The sequence below is a fragment of the Streptomyces bluensis genome, assembly GCF_014650715.1.
Classification (GTDB): domain Bacteria; phylum Actinomycetota; class Actinomycetes; order Streptomycetales; family Streptomycetaceae; genus Streptomyces; species Streptomyces bluensis.
Genome location: NZ_BMVM01000004.1, coordinates 80,554 through 99,014, shown reverse-complemented (window position 1 = coordinate 99,014; position 18,461 = coordinate 80,554). Strand labels below are relative to the sequence as shown.

Annotated in this window: 16 protein-coding genes and 1 riboswitch; of the genes, 12 read left to right on the top strand and 4 right to left on the bottom strand. The window is 72.1% G+C overall.

Annotated features, from left to right (window positions below; genetic code table 11):
• The first annotated feature begins 233 nt into the window (after window positions 1-233).
• The 10 genes from fmt (at window position 234) to IE262_RS13100 (ending at window position 11,470) form a co-directional block, all read left to right on the top strand.
• Entirely contained in the window at window positions 234-1,166 is a 933-nt protein-coding gene (fmt, locus tag IE262_RS13145; RefSeq protein ID WP_189873691.1) for a methionyl-tRNA formyltransferase, read from the top strand.
• Window positions 1,167-1,261: 95 nt separating this feature from the next.
• On the top strand, window positions 1,262-2,701 hold the full coding sequence (locus IE262_RS13140; protein WP_189873689.1) for an RsmB/NOP family class I SAM-dependent RNA methyltransferase: 1,440 nt from the start codon (window positions 1,262-1,264) through the stop codon (window positions 2,699-2,701).
• Between the two features lie 79 nt (window positions 2,702-2,780).
• Window positions 2,781-3,467 (top strand): ribulose-phosphate 3-epimerase, encoded by a 687-nt coding sequence (rpe, locus tag IE262_RS13135; RefSeq protein WP_134039037.1) that lies wholly within the window; start codon window positions 2,781-2,783, stop codon window positions 3,465-3,467.
• A 191-nt stretch (window positions 3,468-3,658) separates the two neighbouring features.
• Window positions 3,659-4,711, top strand: coding sequence for a sugar-binding transcriptional regulator (locus IE262_RS13130; RefSeq protein ID WP_166681694.1), 1,053 nt, complete (start codon window positions 3,659-3,661; stop codon window positions 4,709-4,711).
• Between the two features lie 107 nt (window positions 4,712-4,818).
• On the top strand, window positions 4,819-5,172 hold the full coding sequence (locus IE262_RS13125; RefSeq protein ID WP_189873687.1) for a barstar family protein: 354 nt from the start codon (window positions 4,819-4,821) through the stop codon (window positions 5,170-5,172).
• A gap of 130 nt (window positions 5,173-5,302) precedes the next feature.
• Window positions 5,303-6,745 (top strand): GuaB1 family IMP dehydrogenase-related protein, encoded by a 1,443-nt coding sequence (locus IE262_RS13120; RefSeq protein WP_166681693.1) that lies wholly within the window; start codon window positions 5,303-5,305, stop codon window positions 6,743-6,745.
• 99 nt (window positions 6,746-6,844) lie between these two features.
• Entirely contained in the window at window positions 6,845-7,312 is a 468-nt protein-coding gene (locus IE262_RS13115) for an Lrp/AsnC family transcriptional regulator (protein ID WP_189873685.1), read from the top strand.
• Between the two features lie 151 nt (window positions 7,313-7,463).
• Window positions 7,464-8,666 carry an MFS transporter gene (locus IE262_RS13110; protein ID WP_189873683.1) on the top strand — a complete coding sequence of 401 codons (1,203 nt, stop codon included), beginning with the start codon at window positions 7,464-7,466 and terminating at the stop codon, window positions 8,664-8,666.
• Between the two features lie 198 nt (window positions 8,667-8,864).
• Complete coding sequence (locus tag IE262_RS13105; protein ID WP_189873681.1) at window positions 8,865-9,653, top strand: carbon-nitrogen hydrolase family protein; 789 nt, start codon at window positions 8,865-8,867, stop codon at window positions 9,651-9,653.
• Between the two features lie 104 nt (window positions 9,654-9,757).
• The gene (locus IE262_RS13100) at window positions 9,758-11,470 is read left to right on the top strand and encodes a flavin monoamine oxidase family protein (RefSeq protein WP_189873679.1); all 1,713 of its coding nucleotides are present in this window, start codon (window positions 9,758-9,760) and stop codon (window positions 11,468-11,470) included.
• A gap of 7 nt (window positions 11,471-11,477) precedes the next feature.
• Here IE262_RS13100 and IE262_RS13095 read toward each other — a convergent pair whose 3' ends face one another.
• Both IE262_RS13095 and IE262_RS13090 read right to left on the bottom strand, forming a co-directional pair.
• The gene (locus tag IE262_RS13095) at window positions 11,478-12,407 is read right to left on the bottom strand and encodes an LLM class F420-dependent oxidoreductase (RefSeq protein WP_134039029.1); all 930 of its coding nucleotides are present in this window, start codon (window positions 12,405-12,407) and stop codon (window positions 11,478-11,480) included.
• Between the two features lie 112 nt (window positions 12,408-12,519).
• Window positions 12,520-13,194 carry a DUF5995 family protein gene (locus tag IE262_RS13090; protein ID WP_134039028.1) on the bottom strand — a complete coding sequence of 225 codons (675 nt, stop codon included), beginning with the start codon at window positions 13,192-13,194 and terminating at the stop codon, window positions 12,520-12,522.
• Between the two features lie 170 nt (window positions 13,195-13,364).
• Between IE262_RS13090 and IE262_RS13085 the strand changes: the two genes are divergently transcribed.
• On the top strand, window positions 13,365-14,492 hold the full coding sequence (locus tag IE262_RS13085; protein ID WP_189874067.1) for a glycoside hydrolase family 6 protein: 1,128 nt from the start codon (window positions 13,365-13,367) through the stop codon (window positions 14,490-14,492).
• Here the strand turns inward: IE262_RS13085 and IE262_RS13080 are convergent.
• Window positions 14,474-15,715, bottom strand: a complete 1,242-nt coding sequence (locus IE262_RS13080; RefSeq protein ID WP_189873677.1) for an MFS transporter — start codon at window positions 15,713-15,715, stop codon at window positions 14,474-14,476. The two genes, IE262_RS13085 and IE262_RS13080, sit on opposite strands and share 19 nt — an antisense overlap.
• A gap of 156 nt (window positions 15,716-15,871) precedes the next feature.
• Between IE262_RS13080 and IE262_RS13075 the strand changes: the two genes are divergently transcribed.
• On the top strand, window positions 15,872-17,059 hold the full coding sequence (locus IE262_RS13075) for an ROK family transcriptional regulator (protein ID WP_189873675.1): 1,188 nt from the start codon (window positions 15,872-15,874) through the stop codon (window positions 17,057-17,059).
• Here the strand turns inward: IE262_RS13075 and IE262_RS13070 are convergent.
• On the bottom strand, window positions 17,023-17,832 hold the full coding sequence (locus IE262_RS13070; RefSeq protein ID WP_189873673.1) for an SDR family oxidoreductase: 810 nt from the start codon (window positions 17,830-17,832) through the stop codon (window positions 17,023-17,025). The genes IE262_RS13075 and IE262_RS13070 overlap by 37 nt on opposite strands.
• Before the next feature lie 408 nt (window positions 17,833-18,240).
• Window positions 18,241-18,371, top strand: a riboswitch (FMN riboswitch).
• Window positions 18,372-18,461: the final 90 nt, after the last annotated feature.

Below are 18,461 nucleotides of genomic sequence, written 5' to 3'. Positions count from 1 at the left end.
TTTGGTCAACTCTTTCTTGACCAACGCGCCTGTGGGTTTGTGGTCACGCTGCGGGGCGTAAGGGTCTTGTGCGTACGCCCCCTGAGGTTGCGTTTTCCGCCCGCGGCAACCCGTGCGAGTGCGCTGTCGGGTCTCACGCCGCACCCCCATAGACTGGTGTGCTGCCCCGCGCACCGGTTGCCAAAGACGCCGGGGTCGATCCGAACTCCCGCCCGAGAGGCCGACAGTCACCCATGAAGCTCGTCTTCGCCGGTACCCCCGAGGTCGCCGTTCCCGCTCTGGACGCCCTGATCGCCTCCGGGCGGCACGAGGTGGCCGCCGTCGTCACGCGGCCGGACGCGCCGGCGGGGCGCGGGCGGCGGCTGATCGCGAGCCCCGTCGCGCAGCGGGCGGAGGAGGCCGGCATCGAGGTGCTGAAGCCCGGCCGGCCCAGGGACGAGGAGTTCCTGGCCCGGCTCCGGGAGATCGCTCCGGACTGCGCTCCCGTCGTGGCGTACGGCGCCCTGCTGCCCCGCGTCGCCCTCGACATCCCCGCGCACGGGTGGGTCAACCTGCACTTCTCGCTGCTGCCCGCCTGGCGCGGAGCCGCCCCCGTGCAGCACTCCCTCATGGCGGGGGACGAGATCACCGGGGCGTCGACCTTCCTGATCGAGGAGGGACTGGACTCCGGGCCCGTCTACGGGACGGTCACCGAGGAGATCCGCCCCACCGACACCAGCGGTGACCTCCTCACCAGGCTGGCCTTCGCCGGCGCCGGGCTGCTGGCCGCGACGATGGACGGGATCGAGGACGGGACGCTCCAGGCCGTACCGCAGCCCGCCGAGGGCGTCACCCTCGCGCCGAAGATCACCGTGGAGGACGCGCACGTCGACTGGTCCGCTCCGGCCCTGCGCGTCGACCGGGTGGTGCGCGGGTGCACGCCCGCGCCCGGCGCGTGGACGACGTTCCGGGGCGAGCGGCTCAAGCTCATCCAGGTCGCGCTCGTGCCGGACCGTGACGACCTCGCGCCGGGCACCCTCGCCGTCGGCAAGAACCACGTGTACGCGGGCACCGGCTCGTACGCCGTCGAGCTGCTGTGGGTTCAGGCCCAGGGCAAGAAGCCGATGCGGGCGGCGGACTGGGCCCGCGGGGTGCGTATCGCCGACCCGGAGACCCTCGGCGGGTAGGCCCTGTCGTCACACTCCCGCCTGCCTGGCCGGGACGTACGCTTGACGCGTCGCTTGACGCGTGTCCCCACCCTGATTTCCGGAGCACCTTTTTCGTGAGTGAGCAGTCCCGTCGGCCGCGCAGGCCGGGCAAGCCCTACCGCCGACCCCAGAAGGACCCCGTCCGCATCCTCGCCTTCGAGGCGTTGCGGGCGGTGGACGAGCGGGACGCGTACGCGAATCTCGTGCTGCCGCCGCTGCTGCGCAAGGCGCGGGAGAAGGAGGGACCCGACAGGTTCGACGGGCGGGACGCGGCGCTGGCCACCGAGCTGGTGTACGGGACGCTGCGACGGCAGGGCACGTACGACGCCGTCATAGCGGCCTGCGTCGACCGGCCGTTGCGGGAGGTCGACCCACCCGTGCTGGACGTGCTGAGTCTCGGGGTGCACCAGCTGCTCGGGACCCGGATTCCCAGCCATGCCGCCGTTTCCGCCTCCGTCGAGCTCGCGCGTGTCGTCCTCGGTGACGGGCGCGCCAAGTTCGTCAACGCCGTGCTGCGGAAGGTCGCGCAGGACGACCTCGACGGGTGGCTGGAGCGGGTCGCGCCGCCGTACGAGGACGACCCGGAGGACCATCTCGCCGTCGTGCACTCGCATCCCCGCTGGGTCGTCTCCGCCCTGTGGGACTCCCTCGGGGGCGGCCGCGCGGGCATCGAGCGGCTCCTCGAAGCGGACAACGAGCGCCCCGAGGTCACCCTCGTCGCCCGGCCCGGGCGGGCCACCGCCGATGAGCTGCTCGACGCCCTCGGCGACGAGGCCGCGACGCCGGGGCGCTGGTCGCCGTATGCCGTGCGGCTCAGCGAGGGCGGCGAACCGGGCGCCATCGACGCCGTACGGGAGAACCGTGCGGGCGTGCAGGACGAGGGCAGCCAACTCGTCGCGCTCGCCCTCGCCGCCGCTCCCCTGGAGGGCCCCGACAAGACGTGGCTGGACGGGTGCGCCGGACCCGGCGGGAAGGCCGCCCTGCTCGCCGGGCTCGCCGCCGAGCGGGGCGCCGTGCTGCTGGCCTCCGAGAAGCAGCCGCACCGGGCCGGGCTCGTCGCGAAGGCACTGGACGGCAATCCCGGGCCGTATCAGGTCATCGCCGCCGACGGTACGCGCCCGCCGTGGCGGCCGGGCACCTTCGACCGGGTGCTGATGGACGTGCCCTGCACGGGACTCGGTGCCCTGCGCAGACGGCCCGAGGCGCGCTGGCGGAGACGGCCCGAGGACCTGGACGGGTTCGCGCCGCTCCAGCGTGCCCTGCTGCGGACCGCACTCGACGCCGTACGCGTCGGAGGTGTCGTCGGGTACGCCACCTGCTCGCCGCATCTCGCCGAGACCCGCGCGGTCGTCGACGACGTACTCAAGCAGTACGGTCCCGCGGCCGACCTCATCGACGCCCGGCCGCTGCTGGAGGGCGTACCGGACCTGGGCGAGGGCCCGGACGTCCAGCTGTGGCCGCATCTGCACGGCACGGACGCGATGTATCTGGCCCTCATCCGCCGGGTCGCCTGAAGCGGGCGAGGCCGCCCGGGGGGCGCGGGCTTCCAGTACCGATGCCACCGCCCTTCGCGGTACATGGGAGGCTTAGGACATGGCCGTGCAGATCAACCCCAGCATCCTGTCCGCCGACTTCGCCCGCCTCGCCGAGGAAGCGAAGGCGGCCGAAGGGGCCGACTGGCTCCATGTGGACGTGATGGACAACCATTTCGTCCCGAACCTCACACTCGGTGTGCCGGTCGTGGAGTCGCTCGCCCGCGCGACGGAGATCCCGCTGGACTGCCACCTGATGATCGAGGACGCCGACCGGTGGGCGCCCCAGTACGTCGAGGCGGGTGCCGGTTCCGTCACGTTCCACGCCGAGGCGGCCGCCGCACCCGTGCGGCTCGCCCGTGAGATCCGGGCCAAGGGCGCCCGGGCCTCCATGGCGCTGAAGCCCGCGACGCCCATCGAACCGTACGAGGACCTGCTTCCCGAGCTCGACATGGTGCTGATCATGACGGTCGAGCCGGGCTTCGGAGGGCAGGCGTTCCTCGACATCATGCTCCCCAAGATCCGCCGCACCCGTGAGCTGATCACCAAGCACGGCCTCGAACTCTGGCTCCAGGTCGACGGCGGCGTCTCGGCCTCCACCATCGAGCGCTGCGCCGACGCGGGCGCGGACGTCTTCGTGGCCGGCTCGGCGGTGTACGGGGCCGAGGACCCGGCCGAGGCGGTACGGGCCCTGCGCGACCAGGCCCGTTCGGCGACGGCCACGGCGGCCTGGGCGTGCGCGCACTGAGCACCGCGTTCAGGAACCTCACAGGGGTTGCGGAGCGTTGACCAAGAACCCGGCGGAGCCGCGGGAACGCCCCACCTGTGGACCCACGAATCCGGTGGACGCGCGACGACTGGGCCAAGACAACGTGAACGCCACCCATCCGGGCTGATCGAATACGTCGGATCTGCAAGGATGAACGGCGTATCCAGAGTGTGAACAGCAGTGAGGAGATGGCCGTGTCGGGTATGTCGGCGGGCCGGTCAGCCATGCGGATGGGACCCGCTGAGCTGGTGCAGGCGGCGGCGATGGCCCGCCGCTTCTACCTTGAGGGAAAATCCAAGATCCAGATCGCCGAGGAGTTCGGTGTCAGCCGCTTCAAGGTGGCCCGGGTCCTGGAGACCGCTCTCGAACGGGATCTCGTGCGCATCGAGATCCGCGTCCCCGCCGAGCTGGACGCCGAGCGCTCCGACGCGCTGCGGGCGCGCTACGGCCTCAGGCACGCCGTGGTGGTCGAGTCGCCGGCCGAGGCGGAGGAGTCGCCCGACCCGGAGAACCTCGGTGAGGTCGCCGCGGATCTCCTCGGCGAACTGGTGAGCGAGGGCGACGTCCTCGGGCTCGCCTGGGGGCGCTCCACCATCCACATGGCGGCCGCCCTCGACCGGCTGCCGCCCTGCACGGTGGTGCAGCTGACGGGCGTGTACGACGCCGGAACCGCCGAGCGCGGCTCCGTGGAGGCCGTCCGCCGGGCGGCCCAGGTCTCCGGCGGAGACGCCCACCCCATCTACGCGCCGATGCTGCTGCCGGACGCGGCGACCGCGGCCGCGCTGCGCCACCAGACCGGGATCGCCCGCGCCTTCGAGTACTTCGACAAGGTCACGGTCGCCTGTGTCTCCATCGGCTCCTGGGAGGCGGGCATCTCGACGGTGCACGACATGCTCACCGAGGAGGAGCGCGCCCACTACGCGTCCCTCGGTGTCGCCGCCGAGATGTCCGCGCACCTCTTCGACGCCGAGGGCCGCCGGATCGGACGGGACCTGGGGGAGCGGTGCATCACGGTCAAGACCGACCAACTGCGCCGTATCCCCGAGGTCGTCGCGATCGCGGGCGGACAGCGGAAGGCGGCGGCGATCGACGCCGTGCTGCGGTCGGGGCTGGTGACCAGCCTCGTCACGGACACCTCGGCGGCGGACTCCCTGCTGACGGCGGGGCCGGCACCGCGGTCCGCGCTCAACCGGACGGACCCGGACGATACGCTGCGCGCGTAGCCGGTGGGCCTCGTCCGACGGGTCGGGGCCCGTGGGCGGCAGCGGGTTCGCACGGGTGATCAGTACGACTCGACTGATCACCACGACTCGATCAGGACGGGGCTGAGATGAGCGACGGGACACTCGCGGAGGCGCTGGCCACCGGTGGCTGGGTGCACATCGAGCTGAACCTCGCGGGCGTCACCGACAAGCCCGCCTTCATGGACCGCTGCACCCGCGCCCTGGACCTGCCCGACTACTTCGGCCGGAACTGGGACGCCCTCGCCGACTGCCTCGGCGACCTGTCGTGGGCACCGCCCGCGCGGGGGCGGCTGGTCGTGGTCACCGGCTGGCAGGAGTTCGCCCTGGCGGTGCCGCACGACTGGGGCATCGCACAGGAGGTGTTCGCCGAGGCCGGCGACCGCTGGCGCGACACGGGGACCCCGCTGCAGGTGGTGCTCGCCCTCGGAGGATCCTCCTAGCCCGCCCCGGCCGCTCTGGGCGATCTGTCCGCGCCACGCACACCGGGCGGCATGGGAAAATGAAGTACGTGCTCTTCCCCCTGGCTGACCTGTCCGGGGGCCACCTCTGATCGACTGGGATGTGCAGCACGTGCGTTTCCTCAATGACATCCAGCCCGCGTACGACCTGACCTACGACGACGTCTTCATGGTGCCGAGCCGCTCCGCGGTCGGTTCCCGCCAGGCCGTGGACCTCGCCTCCCTGGACGGGTCGGGTACGACCATCCCGATCGTCGTCGCCAACATGACCGCCATCGCGGGCCGTCGCATGGCCGAGACCGTCGCCCGGAGGGGCGGGCTCGTCGTCATCCCGCAGGACATCCCGATCGAGGTCGTCACCGAGGTCATCTCCTGGGTGAAGGGCCGCCACCACGTCCTGGACACCCCGATCGTCCTGGGCCCCCACCAGACCGTCGCCGACGCCCTGGCCCTGCTGCCCAAGCGGGCCCACAACGCGGGCGTGGTCGTGGACGAGGACCACAAGCCGGTCGGCGTCGTCACCGACACCGACCTGTCCGGCGTCGACCGCTTCACGCAGCTCTCCGAGGTCATGTCCAGGGACCTGCTGCTCCTCGACGCCGCCATCGACCCGCGCGAGGCCTTCCACACCCTCGACGCCGCCAACCGCCGCTACGCCCCCGCCGTCGACACCGACGGCAGGCTGGCCGGCATCCTGACCCGCAAGGGTGCCCTGCGCGCCACGCTCTACACCCCCGCCACGGACGCGGGCGGCAGGCTGCGCATAGCCGCCGCCGTCGGTATCAACGGCGATGTGGGCGGCAAGGCCAAGCAGCTCCTCGACGCGGGCGTCGACACCCTCGTCATCGACACGGCGCACGGCCACCAGGAGTCGATGATCAACGCCATCGGGACGGTTCGCGCGATCGGCCCGGCCGTGCCGATCGTGGCGGGCAACGTCGTCGCCGCCGAAGGCGTCCGTGACCTCATCGAGGCCGGTGCGGACATCGTCAAGGTCGGCGTCGGCCCCGGCGCCATGTGCACCACCCGCATGATGACCGGAGTGGGCCGCCCCCAGTTCTCGGCCGTCCTGGAGTGCGCGGCCGAGGCGCGCAAGTACGGCAAGCACGTGTGGGCCGACGGCGGCGTACGGCACCCGCGCGACGTCGCCATGGCCCTCGCGGCCGGCGCGTCGAATGTCATGATCGGGTCCTGGTTCGCGGGGACGTACGAGTCGCCGGGCGACCTCCAGCAGGATGCGGGCGGCCGCCTCTACAAGGAGTCGTTCGGCATGGCCTCCGCGCGTGCCGTCCGCAACCGCACGTCCGACGAGTCCGCCTACGACCGCGCCCGCAAGGGCCTGTTCGAGGAGGGCATCTCCACCTCGCGCATGTTCCTCGACCCGGCCCGCCCGGGCGTCGAGGACCTGATCGACTCGATCATCGCGGGCGTCCGCTCCTCCTGCACCTACGCGGGCGCCGCCTCCCTGGAGGAGTTCGCCGAGCGGGCCGTCGTCGGCATCCAGAGCGCCGCCGGCTACGCGGAGGGCCAGCCGCTGCACGCCAGCTGGAGCTGAGCGACCTGGAGGGCAGGGGCCCGCCGGGCTCGTGTTCTACTTCAGTCGCGGCTGCCGCCGCTTCCGTCCCGCAACTCCGCCAGAAGTGAACCGCCCGCAGTGCTGAACGATCTCGACGAACGCATCGTGCACGCCCTCGCCGAGGACGCCCGCCGCTCGTATGCCGACATAGGCCAGTTGGTCGGCTTGTCCGCGCCCGCCGTCAAACGGCGCGTGGACCGGTTGCGAGCCACCGGAGCGATCACCGGCTTCACGGTGCGTGTCGACCCCGCCGCGCTCGGCTGGGAGACCGAGGGGTTCGTCGAGATCTACTGCCGGCGCAACACGTCGCCGCAGACGATCCAGCGCGGCCTGGAGCGGTATCAGGAGGTCGTGGCGGCCTCCACGGTCACCGGTGAGGCCGATGCGGTGGTTCAGGTCTTCGCTTCCGACATGCGGCACTTCGAGCGGGTGCTGGAGCGGATCGCGCAGGAGCCGTTCGTGGAGCGGACCAAGTCCGTGCTGGTGCTGTCGCCGCTGCTGCGGAGGTTCTCGTCCGGGGCGCCCGCCCAAGAGCCCTGGCTGTGAGACGGGTTGACGGCCCCGCCTGACAGGGGCGGGGACTCCCGTTTAGTATCGGCCGCATGACCTGGCGACATTGATCCAGCAGCCGTGCCTCCCGAGGGCCGCCTCGGGCGCCGTTCATCCGGCGTCCGAACTGTCCCTGCGGGAAGGCCTCATGACACTCTCACCTTCGCGTGTGCCCGCCACCGGTGTCCGGCGGCTCACGGCCACGCTGTACGGCTACTCGTTCCTCGACGAACTCGTCCTGCTCTACCCGGTGTACGCGCTGCTGTTCGTCGACACCGGTCTGTCCGTCTGGCAGATCTCCTCCCTGTTCGTGCTGTGGTCGCTGACCGGCGTCCTCGTCGAGGTCCCGTCCGGGGCCTGGGCCGACGCCGTCTCCCGGCGGACACTGCTGTGGCTCGGGCCGCTCCTCGGTGCCGTCGGCTTCGCCCTGTGGGTGCTCGTCCCCTCGTACGAGGCGTTCGCCGCCGGCTTCGTGCTCTGGGGCGTCCGCGGAGCCCTCGGCTCCGGTGCCCTTGAGGCGCTCGTGTACGAGGAACTCGACCGGCTCGGCGCGGCGGACCGTTACGCGCGGGTCATAGGCCGGGCCCACGCCGCCGGGCTGGTCGGAGTCGTGACGGCCATGGCGCTGGCCGGGCCGGTGCTCGCGTTCGGCGGGTACCCGGCCGTGGGGCTGGCCAGCGTGCTGGCCTGTCTGCTGACCGCGGCGGTGGCCGGCCGGTTCCCGGAGCACCGGACCGCCACCTCCCGCGGCGACAGCTGGACCACGACCCTCATCGCCCTGCGGACGGGACTCTCGGAAGCCCGCCGCGATCGTTCCGTACGCGGAGCGCTGCTGCTCGTCCCGGCTGTCAGCGCCGTATGGGGCGCACTCGACGAGTACGCACCGCTGCTGGCGCGGGACACAGGGGTGTCCGAGGAGACGGTTCCCTACCTGCTCCTGCTGATCTGGGCAGGAGCCACGGCGGGGAGCCTGCTGGCCGGGGCGGGCGAACGCCTGGGCACGGCCGGGCTCGCCGCTCTGCTGGCCGGCTCGGCGCTGGCCCTGGCCGTGGGCGCGGTGGCGGGGACACCGCCCGGCATCGCCCTCGTGGCCCTGGCCTTCGGTGGCTTCCAGCTGTCGACGGTCCTGGCCGATGTCCGGCTCCAGCAGCGCATCGAGGGCTCGGGACGGGCCACCCTGACCTCGGTCGCCGGTGTGGGTACCGAACTCGCCACGATCACCGTGTACGGCGCGTACGCGATGCTCGGCTCGGCCCACGCGCACGGCACCGTCTTCGCCGTGTTCGCGGTGCCCTACCTGGTGACCGCGCTGCTGCTGGCGGCCAGGCGTACTCGGCCAAGAGGTCGGTGACTCGGGCCCTCCGCCCCCGGGCGGAGGGGCCCTCCTTCCCGTGGCGCGCAACGAATCGCCGCCGGACCCGTGTGACACGCAACGGATCGTTCACCGGCGCGCAACGGCTGCTGCTTGTCCGGCCGAGCCGCCCGAACGTAGCGTCTCAGTGGCCCGGCACACGGCCCCCAACCCCCTTCGCCCAGATGAGGAACACGCATGCGCACCGCCCTGCTCCAGAGCTCCGGCCGCCCCGGCTCGGTCGCCGGGAACCTCAAGGTGCTCGACGGGGCCGCGGGGCGCGCGGCGGCCGCGGGAGCCCGGCTGCTGGTGGCGCCGGAGCTGTTCCTGACCGGATACGCGATCGGCGACGACATCGCGCGGCTGGCCGAGCCCGCCGACGGGGACTTTGCCGACGCGATCGCGGAGACCACCGGGCGGCACGGCCTCGCGATCGCCTACGGCTACCCCGAGCGGGCCGGAGACCAGGTCTTCAACTCGGCCCAGCTCATCTCCGCCGAGGGCGTCCGGCTGGCGAACTACCGCAAGACACACCTCTACGGCTGCTTCGAACGCGACCACTTCACACCGGGGGAGCAGCCGGTCGTCCAGGCAGAACTGGACGGCCTCCGCGTCGGGATCATGATCTGCTACGACGTCGAGTTCCCGGAGAACGTCCGCGCCCACGCCCTCGCCGGCACCGACCTCCTCCTGGTGCCCACGGCCCAGATGCACCCGTTCCAGTTCGTCGCCGAGTCGGTGGTCCCGGTGCGCGCCTTCGAGAACCAGATGTACGTCGCGTACGTCAACCGAGTGGGCCGGGAAGGAGAGTTCGACTTCGTCGGGCTCTCCACGCTGGCCGGCCCCGACGGGGTCGCCCACGCCCGCGCCGACCGCGGTGAGCACCTGCTCCTCGCCGACGTCGACCCCGCCCTCCTCGCCGCCTCCCGCCAGGCGAACCCGTATCTGGAGGACCGGCGCCCAGGCCTCTACGGGTCCCTCACCTGAGACCCCGGCCTGTGCTGCGCCGCCGGCCTTCCTCCAGCTCTTCCCAGTTCTCCCCAGCCCCTCCCCCCTCCTCCCAGTCTCCCTGTGCAAGGAGCCCGTACCCCATGACGTCCACGGCGCCCAACACCGTCCGGCACGCAGACGAGCAGCAGCCGCCCATCACCATGTTCGGGCCGGACTTCCCGTACGCGTACGACGACTTCCTCGCCCACCCGACGGGCCTGGGCCAGATCCCCGCGACAGAGCACGGCGCGGAGGTCGCGGTCATCGGCGGTGGGCTGTCCGGGATCGTGACCGCGTACGAGCTGATGAAGATGGGGCTCAAGCCCGTCGTGTACGAGGCCGACCGGATCGGCGGGCGGCTGCGGACCGTGGGGTTCGAGGGCTGTGACCCGTCCCTGACCGCCGAGATGGGCGCGATGCGCTTCCCGCCGTCCTCCACGGCGCTCCAGCACTACATCGACCTGGTCGGCCTGGAGACCCGCCCCTTCCCCAACCCCCTTGCGGAAGCCACCCCTTCGACCGTCGTCGACCTCAAGGGCGAGTCGCACTACGCGCGGACGATCGACGATCTGCCGCAGGTCTACCGGGAGGTGGCCGATGCCTGGAACAGGTGTCTGGAAGAGGGCGCCGACTTCTCGGACATGAACCGCGCCATGCGTGAGCGTGATGTCCGGCGCATCCGGGAGATCTGGTCGAAGCTGGTCGAGAAGCTCGACAACCAGACCTTCTACGGCTTCCTGTGCGACTCGGAGGCCTTCAGGTCCTTCCGGCACCGCGAGATCTTCGGCCAGGTCGGCTTCGGCACGGGCGGCTGGGACACCGACTTCCCGAACTCCATCCTGGAAATCCTGCGCGTCGTCTACACCGAGGCCGACGACCACCACCGCGGCATCGTCGGCGGCTCACAGCAACTGCCGCTGCGCCTGTGGGAGCGCGAGCCCGGAAAGATCGTGCACTGGCCTTACGGGACCTCGCTGAAGTCGCTGCACGTGAACGGCGAGCCACGCCCGGCCGTGACCCGCCTGCACCGCACCGCGGGCAACCGGGTCACCGTGACGGACGCGAACGGCGGCATCCGTACGTACCGGGCGGCCGTCTTCACCGCCCAGTCCTGGATGCTGCTGTCGAAGATCGACTGCGACGAGTCGCTCTTCCCGATCGACCACTGGACCGCCGTCGAGCGCACCCACTACATGGAGAGCTCCAAGCTCTTCGTACCCGTCGACCGGCCCTTCTGGCTCGACAAGGCCCTCGACGACAGCGGAAACCCGACCGGCCGTGACGTCATGTCGATGACGCTCACCGACCGTATGACGCGCGGGACCTACCTCCTCGACGACGGCCCGGACCGGCCCGCCGTGATCTGTCTGTCGTACACCTGGTGCGACGACAGCCTGAAGTGGCTGCCCCTGTCCGCGAACGAGCGGATGGAGGTCATGCTGAAGTCGCTCGGCGAGATCTATCCGGGCGTCGACATCAGGAAGCACATCATCGGCAGCCCGGTGACGGTGTCCTGGGAGAACGAGCCGTACTTCATGGGCGCGTTCAAGGCCAACCTGCCCGGCCACTACCGCTACCAGCGACGCCTCTTCACGCATTTCATGCAGGACCGGCTGCCCGAGGACAAGCGGGGCGTCTTCCTCGCCGGTGACGACATCTCCTGGACGGCGGGCTGGGCCGAGGGCGCCGTCCAGACCGCGCTGAACGCGGTCTGGGGCGTCATGCGTCACTTCGGCGGGGCGACCGACCCGGCCAACCCCGGGCCCGGCGACCTGTTCGACGAGATCGCCCCCGTCGAACTCCCCGAGGACTGACAGGGGTTCACACCCCGGCGGCCCGCGCCTGCTCGTACACCTCGGCGGCCACGTCCTTGAGTTCCTGGGCGTCCCGTGCGGTGGCCTGCAGTTCGACGAGGATCTCGTCCAGGCCCACCTCGGCGTGGGCCACGAGATCCTCGACGATCTGGGCGACGTCGCCCTGGAAGGGCTGGCGGTCCGCGCCGTCGTAGGCCTTGGGCGTGTACGTCGCGTTCACGCGGAGCACCGTCTGGAGCGGTTCCGTGCGCCCGCGTTCGGCGGCGAGATCCTGCAACTGACGCCACTGCGCGGAGATCTGCTCGACGCCCATGCCCACCGGCAGCCAGCCGTCCGCGTGGTCCACGAGCCGCTGCTGGGCCTTCCTGGTGCTCGCGGCCAGCAGGATCGGAATCGGCCGGGCGGGCTTGGGGCCCACCACGGCGGAGGCGATCTTCGTGATCCGCCCGTCGTACGACACCGGGTCGGGGCCCCACACCGCGCGGCAGACCTCGATCACCTCGTCCAGCACCTGGCCGCGCTCCTCGAAGGGGCGGACCGACGCGGCCGCGTACTCGTCGTGCGACCAGCCCGTGCCCAGGCCCGCGACCACCCGGCCGCCGCTCGCCGCGTCCAGCGAGGCCAGGGCCTTGGCGAGCTGGAACGGCACGTGCAGCGGCGCCACCAGCACGCTCGATCCGAGGCGGGCGCGCTCCGTCGCAGCGGCCGCCAGGGTGAGGGTGACCAGCGGGTCGGCCACGTTGCGGTACTGGTCGGGCCAGGGCAGGCCCTCGACGCCGTACAGGCCCTGCGTGGCCGGTTCGGGGAAGAGGGCCCGTTCGAAGACCCACAGACTGTCGTAACCGATCTGTTCGGCGGTGCGCGCCACCTCCGGTACGTCCTTGCCGATGTCGTACTGCCGCATCTGAGGAAGGCCGAGTCCGAGTCGCGTCGCCATACTCAAGCTCCTTTGCGAGAGATGTGTCATTGCTGAACGTCATTGTTGAACGTACAACTTCGCCGGGGACTTCTGGAGGCCACACGGTGGATCAGGCGCAGGAGTGGCCGAATCAGTCCGGCAGTGGCGTGAGCAGCATCCGTCCCGTGAGCCCCACCGCGGCGTCCAGCCGCTCGGTGAACTCCTCGGCGAGGTCGGGCAGTCCACGCAGTGCCCACAGTGCGCGGGCCGCCGACCAGGCGGCGTCGCGGGCCCGCTCCAGGCTCCATGAGCCGGCCAGGTGCGTGAGCGGATCGGCGACCTGGAGCAGGTCGGGGCCCGGCATCAGCTCCTCGCGGATGCGTTCCTCCACCGAGACGAGGATGTCACCCACGAGCTCGAACTCGTCCTCCAACTCGGCTGGTTCGCAGCCGAGCGTACGACAGGCGTCCACCACGGCGAGCGCGAGATCGTGCCCGATGTGCGCGTTGATGCCCGAGAGCGCGAACTGCAGCGGCCGTACGCCGGGATGACGCCGGAACAGCAGCAGCGGCCGCCAGCAGGCAGGCGGACGCCCTCCCTCCGCCACCCGCAGATAGCGCTCGGCGAACCGCACATCCAGCGTGATGGCCGCCCGGACGTCCGGGAACCCTCCAGTGTCGACGCACCGGTCGATCGCCTCCGTGACGGCGAGGTAGACGCGGTTGAAGACGGCGACCCCGTCGTGCCGCGGCAGGGCGGCGTCCAGGACCCGCATACGGGCGACGACTCCGTCGACGGGAGTGGTGAGTTGTTCCAACTGCGCCATGGGGGCAGGGTCCCAGCCCTAGGCTGGCGCCAGGAGCGCCGGGCCGGGCGCGTCCCCGGATCGGGTTAACGCCCATGGCGGAAAGTGGGGAGTACCACGTGTCAGGCTTACGTGCCCAGCGCCTGGCCGCACGCAGGGCCGAGCGCAGGCGCGCCGCCCGGCGCGGCGCCATGGTCGCCGCGGCCTGTGTCGTGGCCGCCGTCGGCACCGTCACCGGGTTGGTCTCCGCGCTGGACGACGACAGCGCGTCCGACGAGGCGCGCCCCCGGGCCACCCCCTCTCCCAGCCTCCGGCCGAAGCCCGCCGTGCCCCCTGCGCCTGAGCCCTCCCCGCCGCCCGCGTCGCCCGCGCCGGCCTCCCCGTCCCCGTCGAGGACGTCCCCGAAGCCCAGCCCGAAGCCCACCGCGACGAGGACGACGGAGACCGTCGCCGCGTCGGCCCGCCTGTACCGGTACCCCGACTCCCAGGTCCGCGACTGGGTCGCCGACAACCCGACCGACCCCCGGATCGAGGTCATCAAGTCCCGGATCGCCGACCATCCGGCCGCCGTCTGGTTCGCCGACTACACGCCGTCCGACATCACCGCCCGGGTCAGTGCCGTCACCTCGGAAGGGTCGGCGCAGGGGCGGGTGCCGGTCGTCGTGCCGTACGCCATCGCGGACCGCGACTGCGGCGGTGCCTCACAGGGCGGGGCGCCCGATCTCGACGCCTATGACGCGTGGATCGACAAGTTCGCCGCCGGGCTCGGTTCGGACGAGGTGATCGTGATCCTGGAGCCCGACTCGATCGCCCAGTCGGACTGCCTCTCGTCCGCCCAGCGCGTCGACCGGTTCGCCTCGCTGGCCCGTGCCGGCCGCGTCCTGAAGGAGGCGAACCCGAAGGCCCGGGTGTACTACGACGCCGGCCACTCCGAGTGGAACGCGCCGGACAAGCAGGCCGCGCTCCTCGGCAAGGCGGGCGCCGCCTCGCCGGGGTCCTCCGACGGCGTGTTCAGCAACGTGTCCAACTTCAACCCCACGAGCGCCGAGGTCACCTATACCCGGCAGGTGCTGGACGCCCTCGCCGGTCCCGCGGGCCTGGGCGCCGTCATCGACACCAGCCGGAACGGCAACGGCGCCCCCGCCGACGGTGAGTGGTGCGACCCGCCCGGCCGCAAGCTGGGCCGGCCGCCGACCCTCAGTACCGGAGAGGAGCGCGTCGACGCCTACCTGTGGGTGAAGCTGCCGGGCGAGTCGGACGGGTGCAAGGGCGCGGCGGGGACCTTCTCACCCGGGTACGCCTACGACCTGGCGCGCTGAGCCGCCGGGTCAGTCCCCTGAGCGGTGGCCTTCGGGCGGTCGCTCGCGCCCGTGCGCAGCACGCCCGCCAGGACGGCGAGACCGCCCGCCAGGAACGTGACCAGCCCGAACGACACCGTCAGGCTCGTCGCCTGGGCCAGGGTGCCGATCGCGCTCGGGGCGATCAGGCCTGAGGTGTACGTGATGGTGGCGACGCCCGCGATGGCCAGGCTCGCGTTCGGGCCGCTGCGCCCGGCGGCCGCGAAGCACAGCGGTACGACGACCGCGATGCCCAGACCCATCAGCGCGAAGCCCGCCATCGCCACCGCCGGACCCGCCGCGGCAGCGACTGATGTCTGCGCCGCCACGACGACCAGGAGCCCGCCCAGCGCGGCCATGACGCCGCCCGCCCGTACCGTGCGCACCGCGCCGAAGCGGTTCACGACCGCGTCGCCGGCGATCCGGGCCAGCGCCATGGTCAGCATGAACGCGGTGGTGCACGCGGCGGCGAGACCGGCCGACGTGCCCAGCTGGTCTCGCAGGTAGACCGCCGACCAGTCGATGCTCGCACCCTCCGCGAACACTGCGCAGAACCCGACCGCGCCGATGAGCAGCGCCGACCTGGGCGGCAGCGCGAAGTGCGGCGGCGGCTCCTCGTCGTCGGTGGGCCTCAGGTCGAGCACCCACTGGCAGGCGGCCAGGGCCACGACGGTGAGCGTCGCCGAGGCCAGCGCGTGGTGCAGGCGCGCGTCCGAGCCCAGGTGCGCGGCGAGCGTGCCGGCCGCGGACCCGATCAGCGCACCCACACTCCACATGCCGTGCAGGCCGGACATGATCGACCTGCCCAGGCGGTTCTCCACGTCCACCCCGAGCGCGTTCATCGCGACGTCCGCCATGCCGGCCGTGGCGCCGTACACGAAGAGGGCCAGGCACAGCGTCCACAGGTTCGGCGCGAGGGACGGCAGGACCAGGGCGAGCGTCCACAGCGAGATCAGGCCGCGCAGTGCGTTGCGGGCGCCGAAGCGATGGCTGATCCGCCCCGCGAGCGGCATCGCCACCGACGCGCCGAACGCCGGGAAGGCGAGCGCGAGACCCAGCTGGCCCGCGCTGACGGAGGTGTGGTCCTGGATCCACGGCACCCGGGTGGCGAACGACCCGGTGACCGCGCCGTGCACCGCGAACACGGCGGCCACGGCATACCGGGCCCGCCGCACCGTGCGCTCGTCGTAGACCACCTCGCCCATCCTCATCTCCTTCCCGGACCGGGGCACAACGCCCCGCCGTCACCGAAATCATGGCGCCGCGTAAACTATCAGGAACCCTGCCTGATAGATAGGCGTGAAAGGGGCGCTCAACAGGCCACCGGCTGTGCGCCGCCACTGATCTGGAAGGATCCCGGCATGCCCGCATCACCGAGCACCGCCCGGGCCATCAACGACCGGCTCGCCCTGCGGCTGCTGCAGCAGGAGGGCCCGCTGACGGCAGGTCGGCTGAAGCAGCTCACCGGACTGTCCCGGCCCACGGTGGCCGACCTGGTGGAGCGCCTCATGGCGGCCGGTCTCATCGAGGTCGTGGGCGAGTCGGGGGAGCAGCGCCGCGGCCCGAACGCGCGCGTGTACGGGATCGTCGCCGACCGCGCACACCTGGCGGCGCTCGATGTGCGAACCGAGGGCGTGACCGTCGTCATCTCCGACCTTCTGGGGACGGAGCTCGGCCGGGCGTCCCTGCCGATCGCGGACGACACCGGTACCGGACCCGCGGTGGAGCAGGCGGTCGCGCTGGTGGAGCGCGCGGCCAAGGAGGCGGGGGCCGACCCGCTGCACACCGTGGGCATCGGAGCCCCGGGCCTCATCGACCCCGCCACCGGCGAACTCCGCGACTCCTCCGGTCTCCCGGAGTGGCACCGCCGCCTGGTCGCGGCGCTCGGTGACCGCCTCCCGGCCCGGGTGATCGTCGAGAACGAGACCAACCTCGCCGCGCTCGCCGAGCAGCGGGAAGGCGCCGCCCACGACCGCGACACCTTCGTCCTGCTGTGGCTCGGCCTCGGCACCGGCGCCGCCGTCGTCCTCGACGGCCGCCTACGCCGCGGCGCCTCCGGCGGCACGGGCGAGATCGGCTTCCTCCCGGTGCCCGGCACGGCCGCGCTCCCCTCGGCCACGGACTGCGCCGGCGGCTTCCACTCCCTCGGCGGCGACGCGGCCGTGGTGGCCCTGGCCGGTGAGCACGGCCTGGCGGGGGAGGGGGCCGAGGCCGGAGTGCGTGCGGCGGCTCTCGTACGGGAGGCCGTGGCGGGGGAGGCCGACGGGGCCTCACGCTTCCTCGACTCTCTGGCCGACCGCCTCACCATAGGCGTGGCCTCGGTCGTCGCCGTCCTCGACCCCGGATGTGTGGTGCTCGGCGGTGAGGTCGGGCAGGCGGGCGGAGCCGTGCTCGCGGCCCGGGTCGCCGAGCGGCTCGGGCGGATGTCGCCGCTGCCGACCGAGGTGAGGGCGAGCGTGCTCGGTGGGGGCGCCGTGCTGCGCGGTGCGCTGCTGATGGCGCGGGACGCCGCTCAGGACGAGTTGTTCGGGCCGCCGTCCTCGCGGTAGGGCCGCCCGGCGGATCGGTCACCCCGCAGTGCGGGACCCCCGAACCGTTCGGTCAGGTACTCCTCGAACGTGCCCTTCCCCACGGCCCGTTCCGGCGTCAGATGGCCGCCGGTCCGGAAGCCGCGGTACGCCTTGCCGGCGAGCGGGACGTTCACGATCGGCCGACGACGCCCCGTGGCCGCCAGATAGGCGCGGGCCAGCTCGGGGATCGTACGGACCTCGGGCCCGCCCATGTCCGCGACCCGCCCGGCGGGGGCGTCCGCGGCGAGCTCGGCCAGGCGGTCGGCGACCTCGGCGGCGGCGATCGGCTGGACCCTCACCCCCGCAGGCAGAAGCATGACCGGCGGCTTCGACAGCCTCTGGAAGAGCGTCACGAGCAGGTCGTGGAACTGGGTCGTGCGCAGGACCGTCCAGCCGAGCCCCGACCGCTCGATCTGCCGCTCCACGGCCCGTTTGGTGCGGTAGTAGCCGAGCGGCACGCGGTCGACGCCGACGATCGAGATGAAGAGCAGATGGCCCACGCCCGCCCTGTGCGCGGCCGAGATCAGGTGCGCCGCCGCCTGCTCGTCGCCCCCGCGCGGTGTGCTCGCACAGTGCACGATCGTGTCCACGCCCGACACGGCCGCGTCCAGGCCGCCGCCCTCGCGCAGATCCACGGCGTACGGCAGGCTGCGCCGGCTGAGCACCCGCACCTCGTGCCCGTCCGCACGCAGCCGCTCGGTGACGAGCCGGCCCAGCGTTCCGGTTCCTCCGGTCACGAGCATCGTGGTCATGCCGTTCCGTCCCCTCGGACAGTGGGCGCCCCCTCGTGGAGCGCCCCCGTACGTCAGCTACGACCGGTCTGTTCCCGGAAATGTGACATCGAGGGCTGGAATGCGCTGCTCGTCCCGGTGTACGGGAGCGGCCGCGAAGCGTGGTCTCCGTTCGTGGACCCGGCGACGGGCAAGGGCCTTCGTCACCGCCGCCGGGTCGGTCTTCGGCGCAAGCCGCAATCGCAGACCCTAAGAGGACTAGACCACCAGGGTCAATAGGTCTGTACCAATTCAACGGACTGTTGAACCGCGGCAGTTGAGATGCCGCCGACTGTCCGGGAAGTCCAGTGCCGCCGTCTGTGAGGCACCCCACAGCGGCCCGTCGCATGAGTGACCATCAGGCGTGGCACACTGACCCTGTACCAGAAGCAGCGCACTCCGGGGTCGGTGAAAGTCCGAACCGGCGGTTACAGTCCGCGACCCGGTCGCTTCCAGCGATCGGTTGACCAGGTGAAATTCCTGGACCGACGGTTAAAGTCCGGATGGGAGGCAGTGCGCGGCGGGCGGGCATGCGTGCGCGCCGCCGTCTGTTTGTGGTCCGTCCCCAGGGCGGACCCCCTGCGGCGTCGCTCCCTGTGCCGTAGTCCGCT

Bases quoted from the DNA above. Each gene is read 5' to 3' on its own strand.
- fmt (WP_189873691.1), top strand. From the start codon at position 234: ATGAAGCTCGTCTTCGCCGGTACCCCCGAGGTCGCCGTTCCCGCTCTG.
- rpe (WP_134039037.1), top strand. From the start codon at position 2,781: ATGGCCGTGCAGATCAACCCCAGCATCCTGTCCGCCGACTTCGCCCGC.
- IE262_RS13125 (WP_189873687.1), top strand. From the start codon at position 4,819: ATGAGCGACGGGACACTCGCGGAGGCGCTGGCCACCGGTGGCTGGGTG.
- IE262_RS13110 (WP_189873683.1), top strand. From the start codon at position 7,464: ATGACACTCTCACCTTCGCGTGTGCCCGCCACCGGTGTCCGGCGGCTC.
- IE262_RS13105 (WP_189873681.1), top strand. From the start codon at position 8,865: ATGCGCACCGCCCTGCTCCAGAGCTCCGGCCGCCCCGGCTCGGTCGCC.
- IE262_RS13100 (WP_189873679.1), top strand. From the start codon at position 9,758: ATGACGTCCACGGCGCCCAACACCGTCCGGCACGCAGACGAGCAGCAG.
- IE262_RS13095 (WP_134039029.1), bottom strand. From the start codon at position 12,407: ATGGCGACGCGACTCGGACTCGGCCTTCCTCAGATGCGGCAGTACGAC.
- IE262_RS13090 (WP_134039028.1), bottom strand. From the start codon at position 13,194: ATGGCGCAGTTGGAACAACTCACCACTCCCGTCGACGGAGTCGTCGCC.
- IE262_RS13085 (WP_189874067.1), top strand. From the start codon at position 13,365: ATGGTCGCCGCGGCCTGTGTCGTGGCCGCCGTCGGCACCGTCACCGGG.
- IE262_RS13080 (WP_189873677.1), bottom strand. From the start codon at position 15,715: ATGGGCGAGGTGGTCTACGACGAGCGCACGGTGCGGCGGGCCCGGTAT.
- IE262_RS13075 (WP_189873675.1), top strand. From the start codon at position 15,872: ATGCCCGCATCACCGAGCACCGCCCGGGCCATCAACGACCGGCTCGCC.
- IE262_RS13070 (WP_189873673.1), bottom strand. From the start codon at position 17,832: ATGACCACGATGCTCGTGACCGGAGGAACCGGAACGCTGGGCCGGCTC.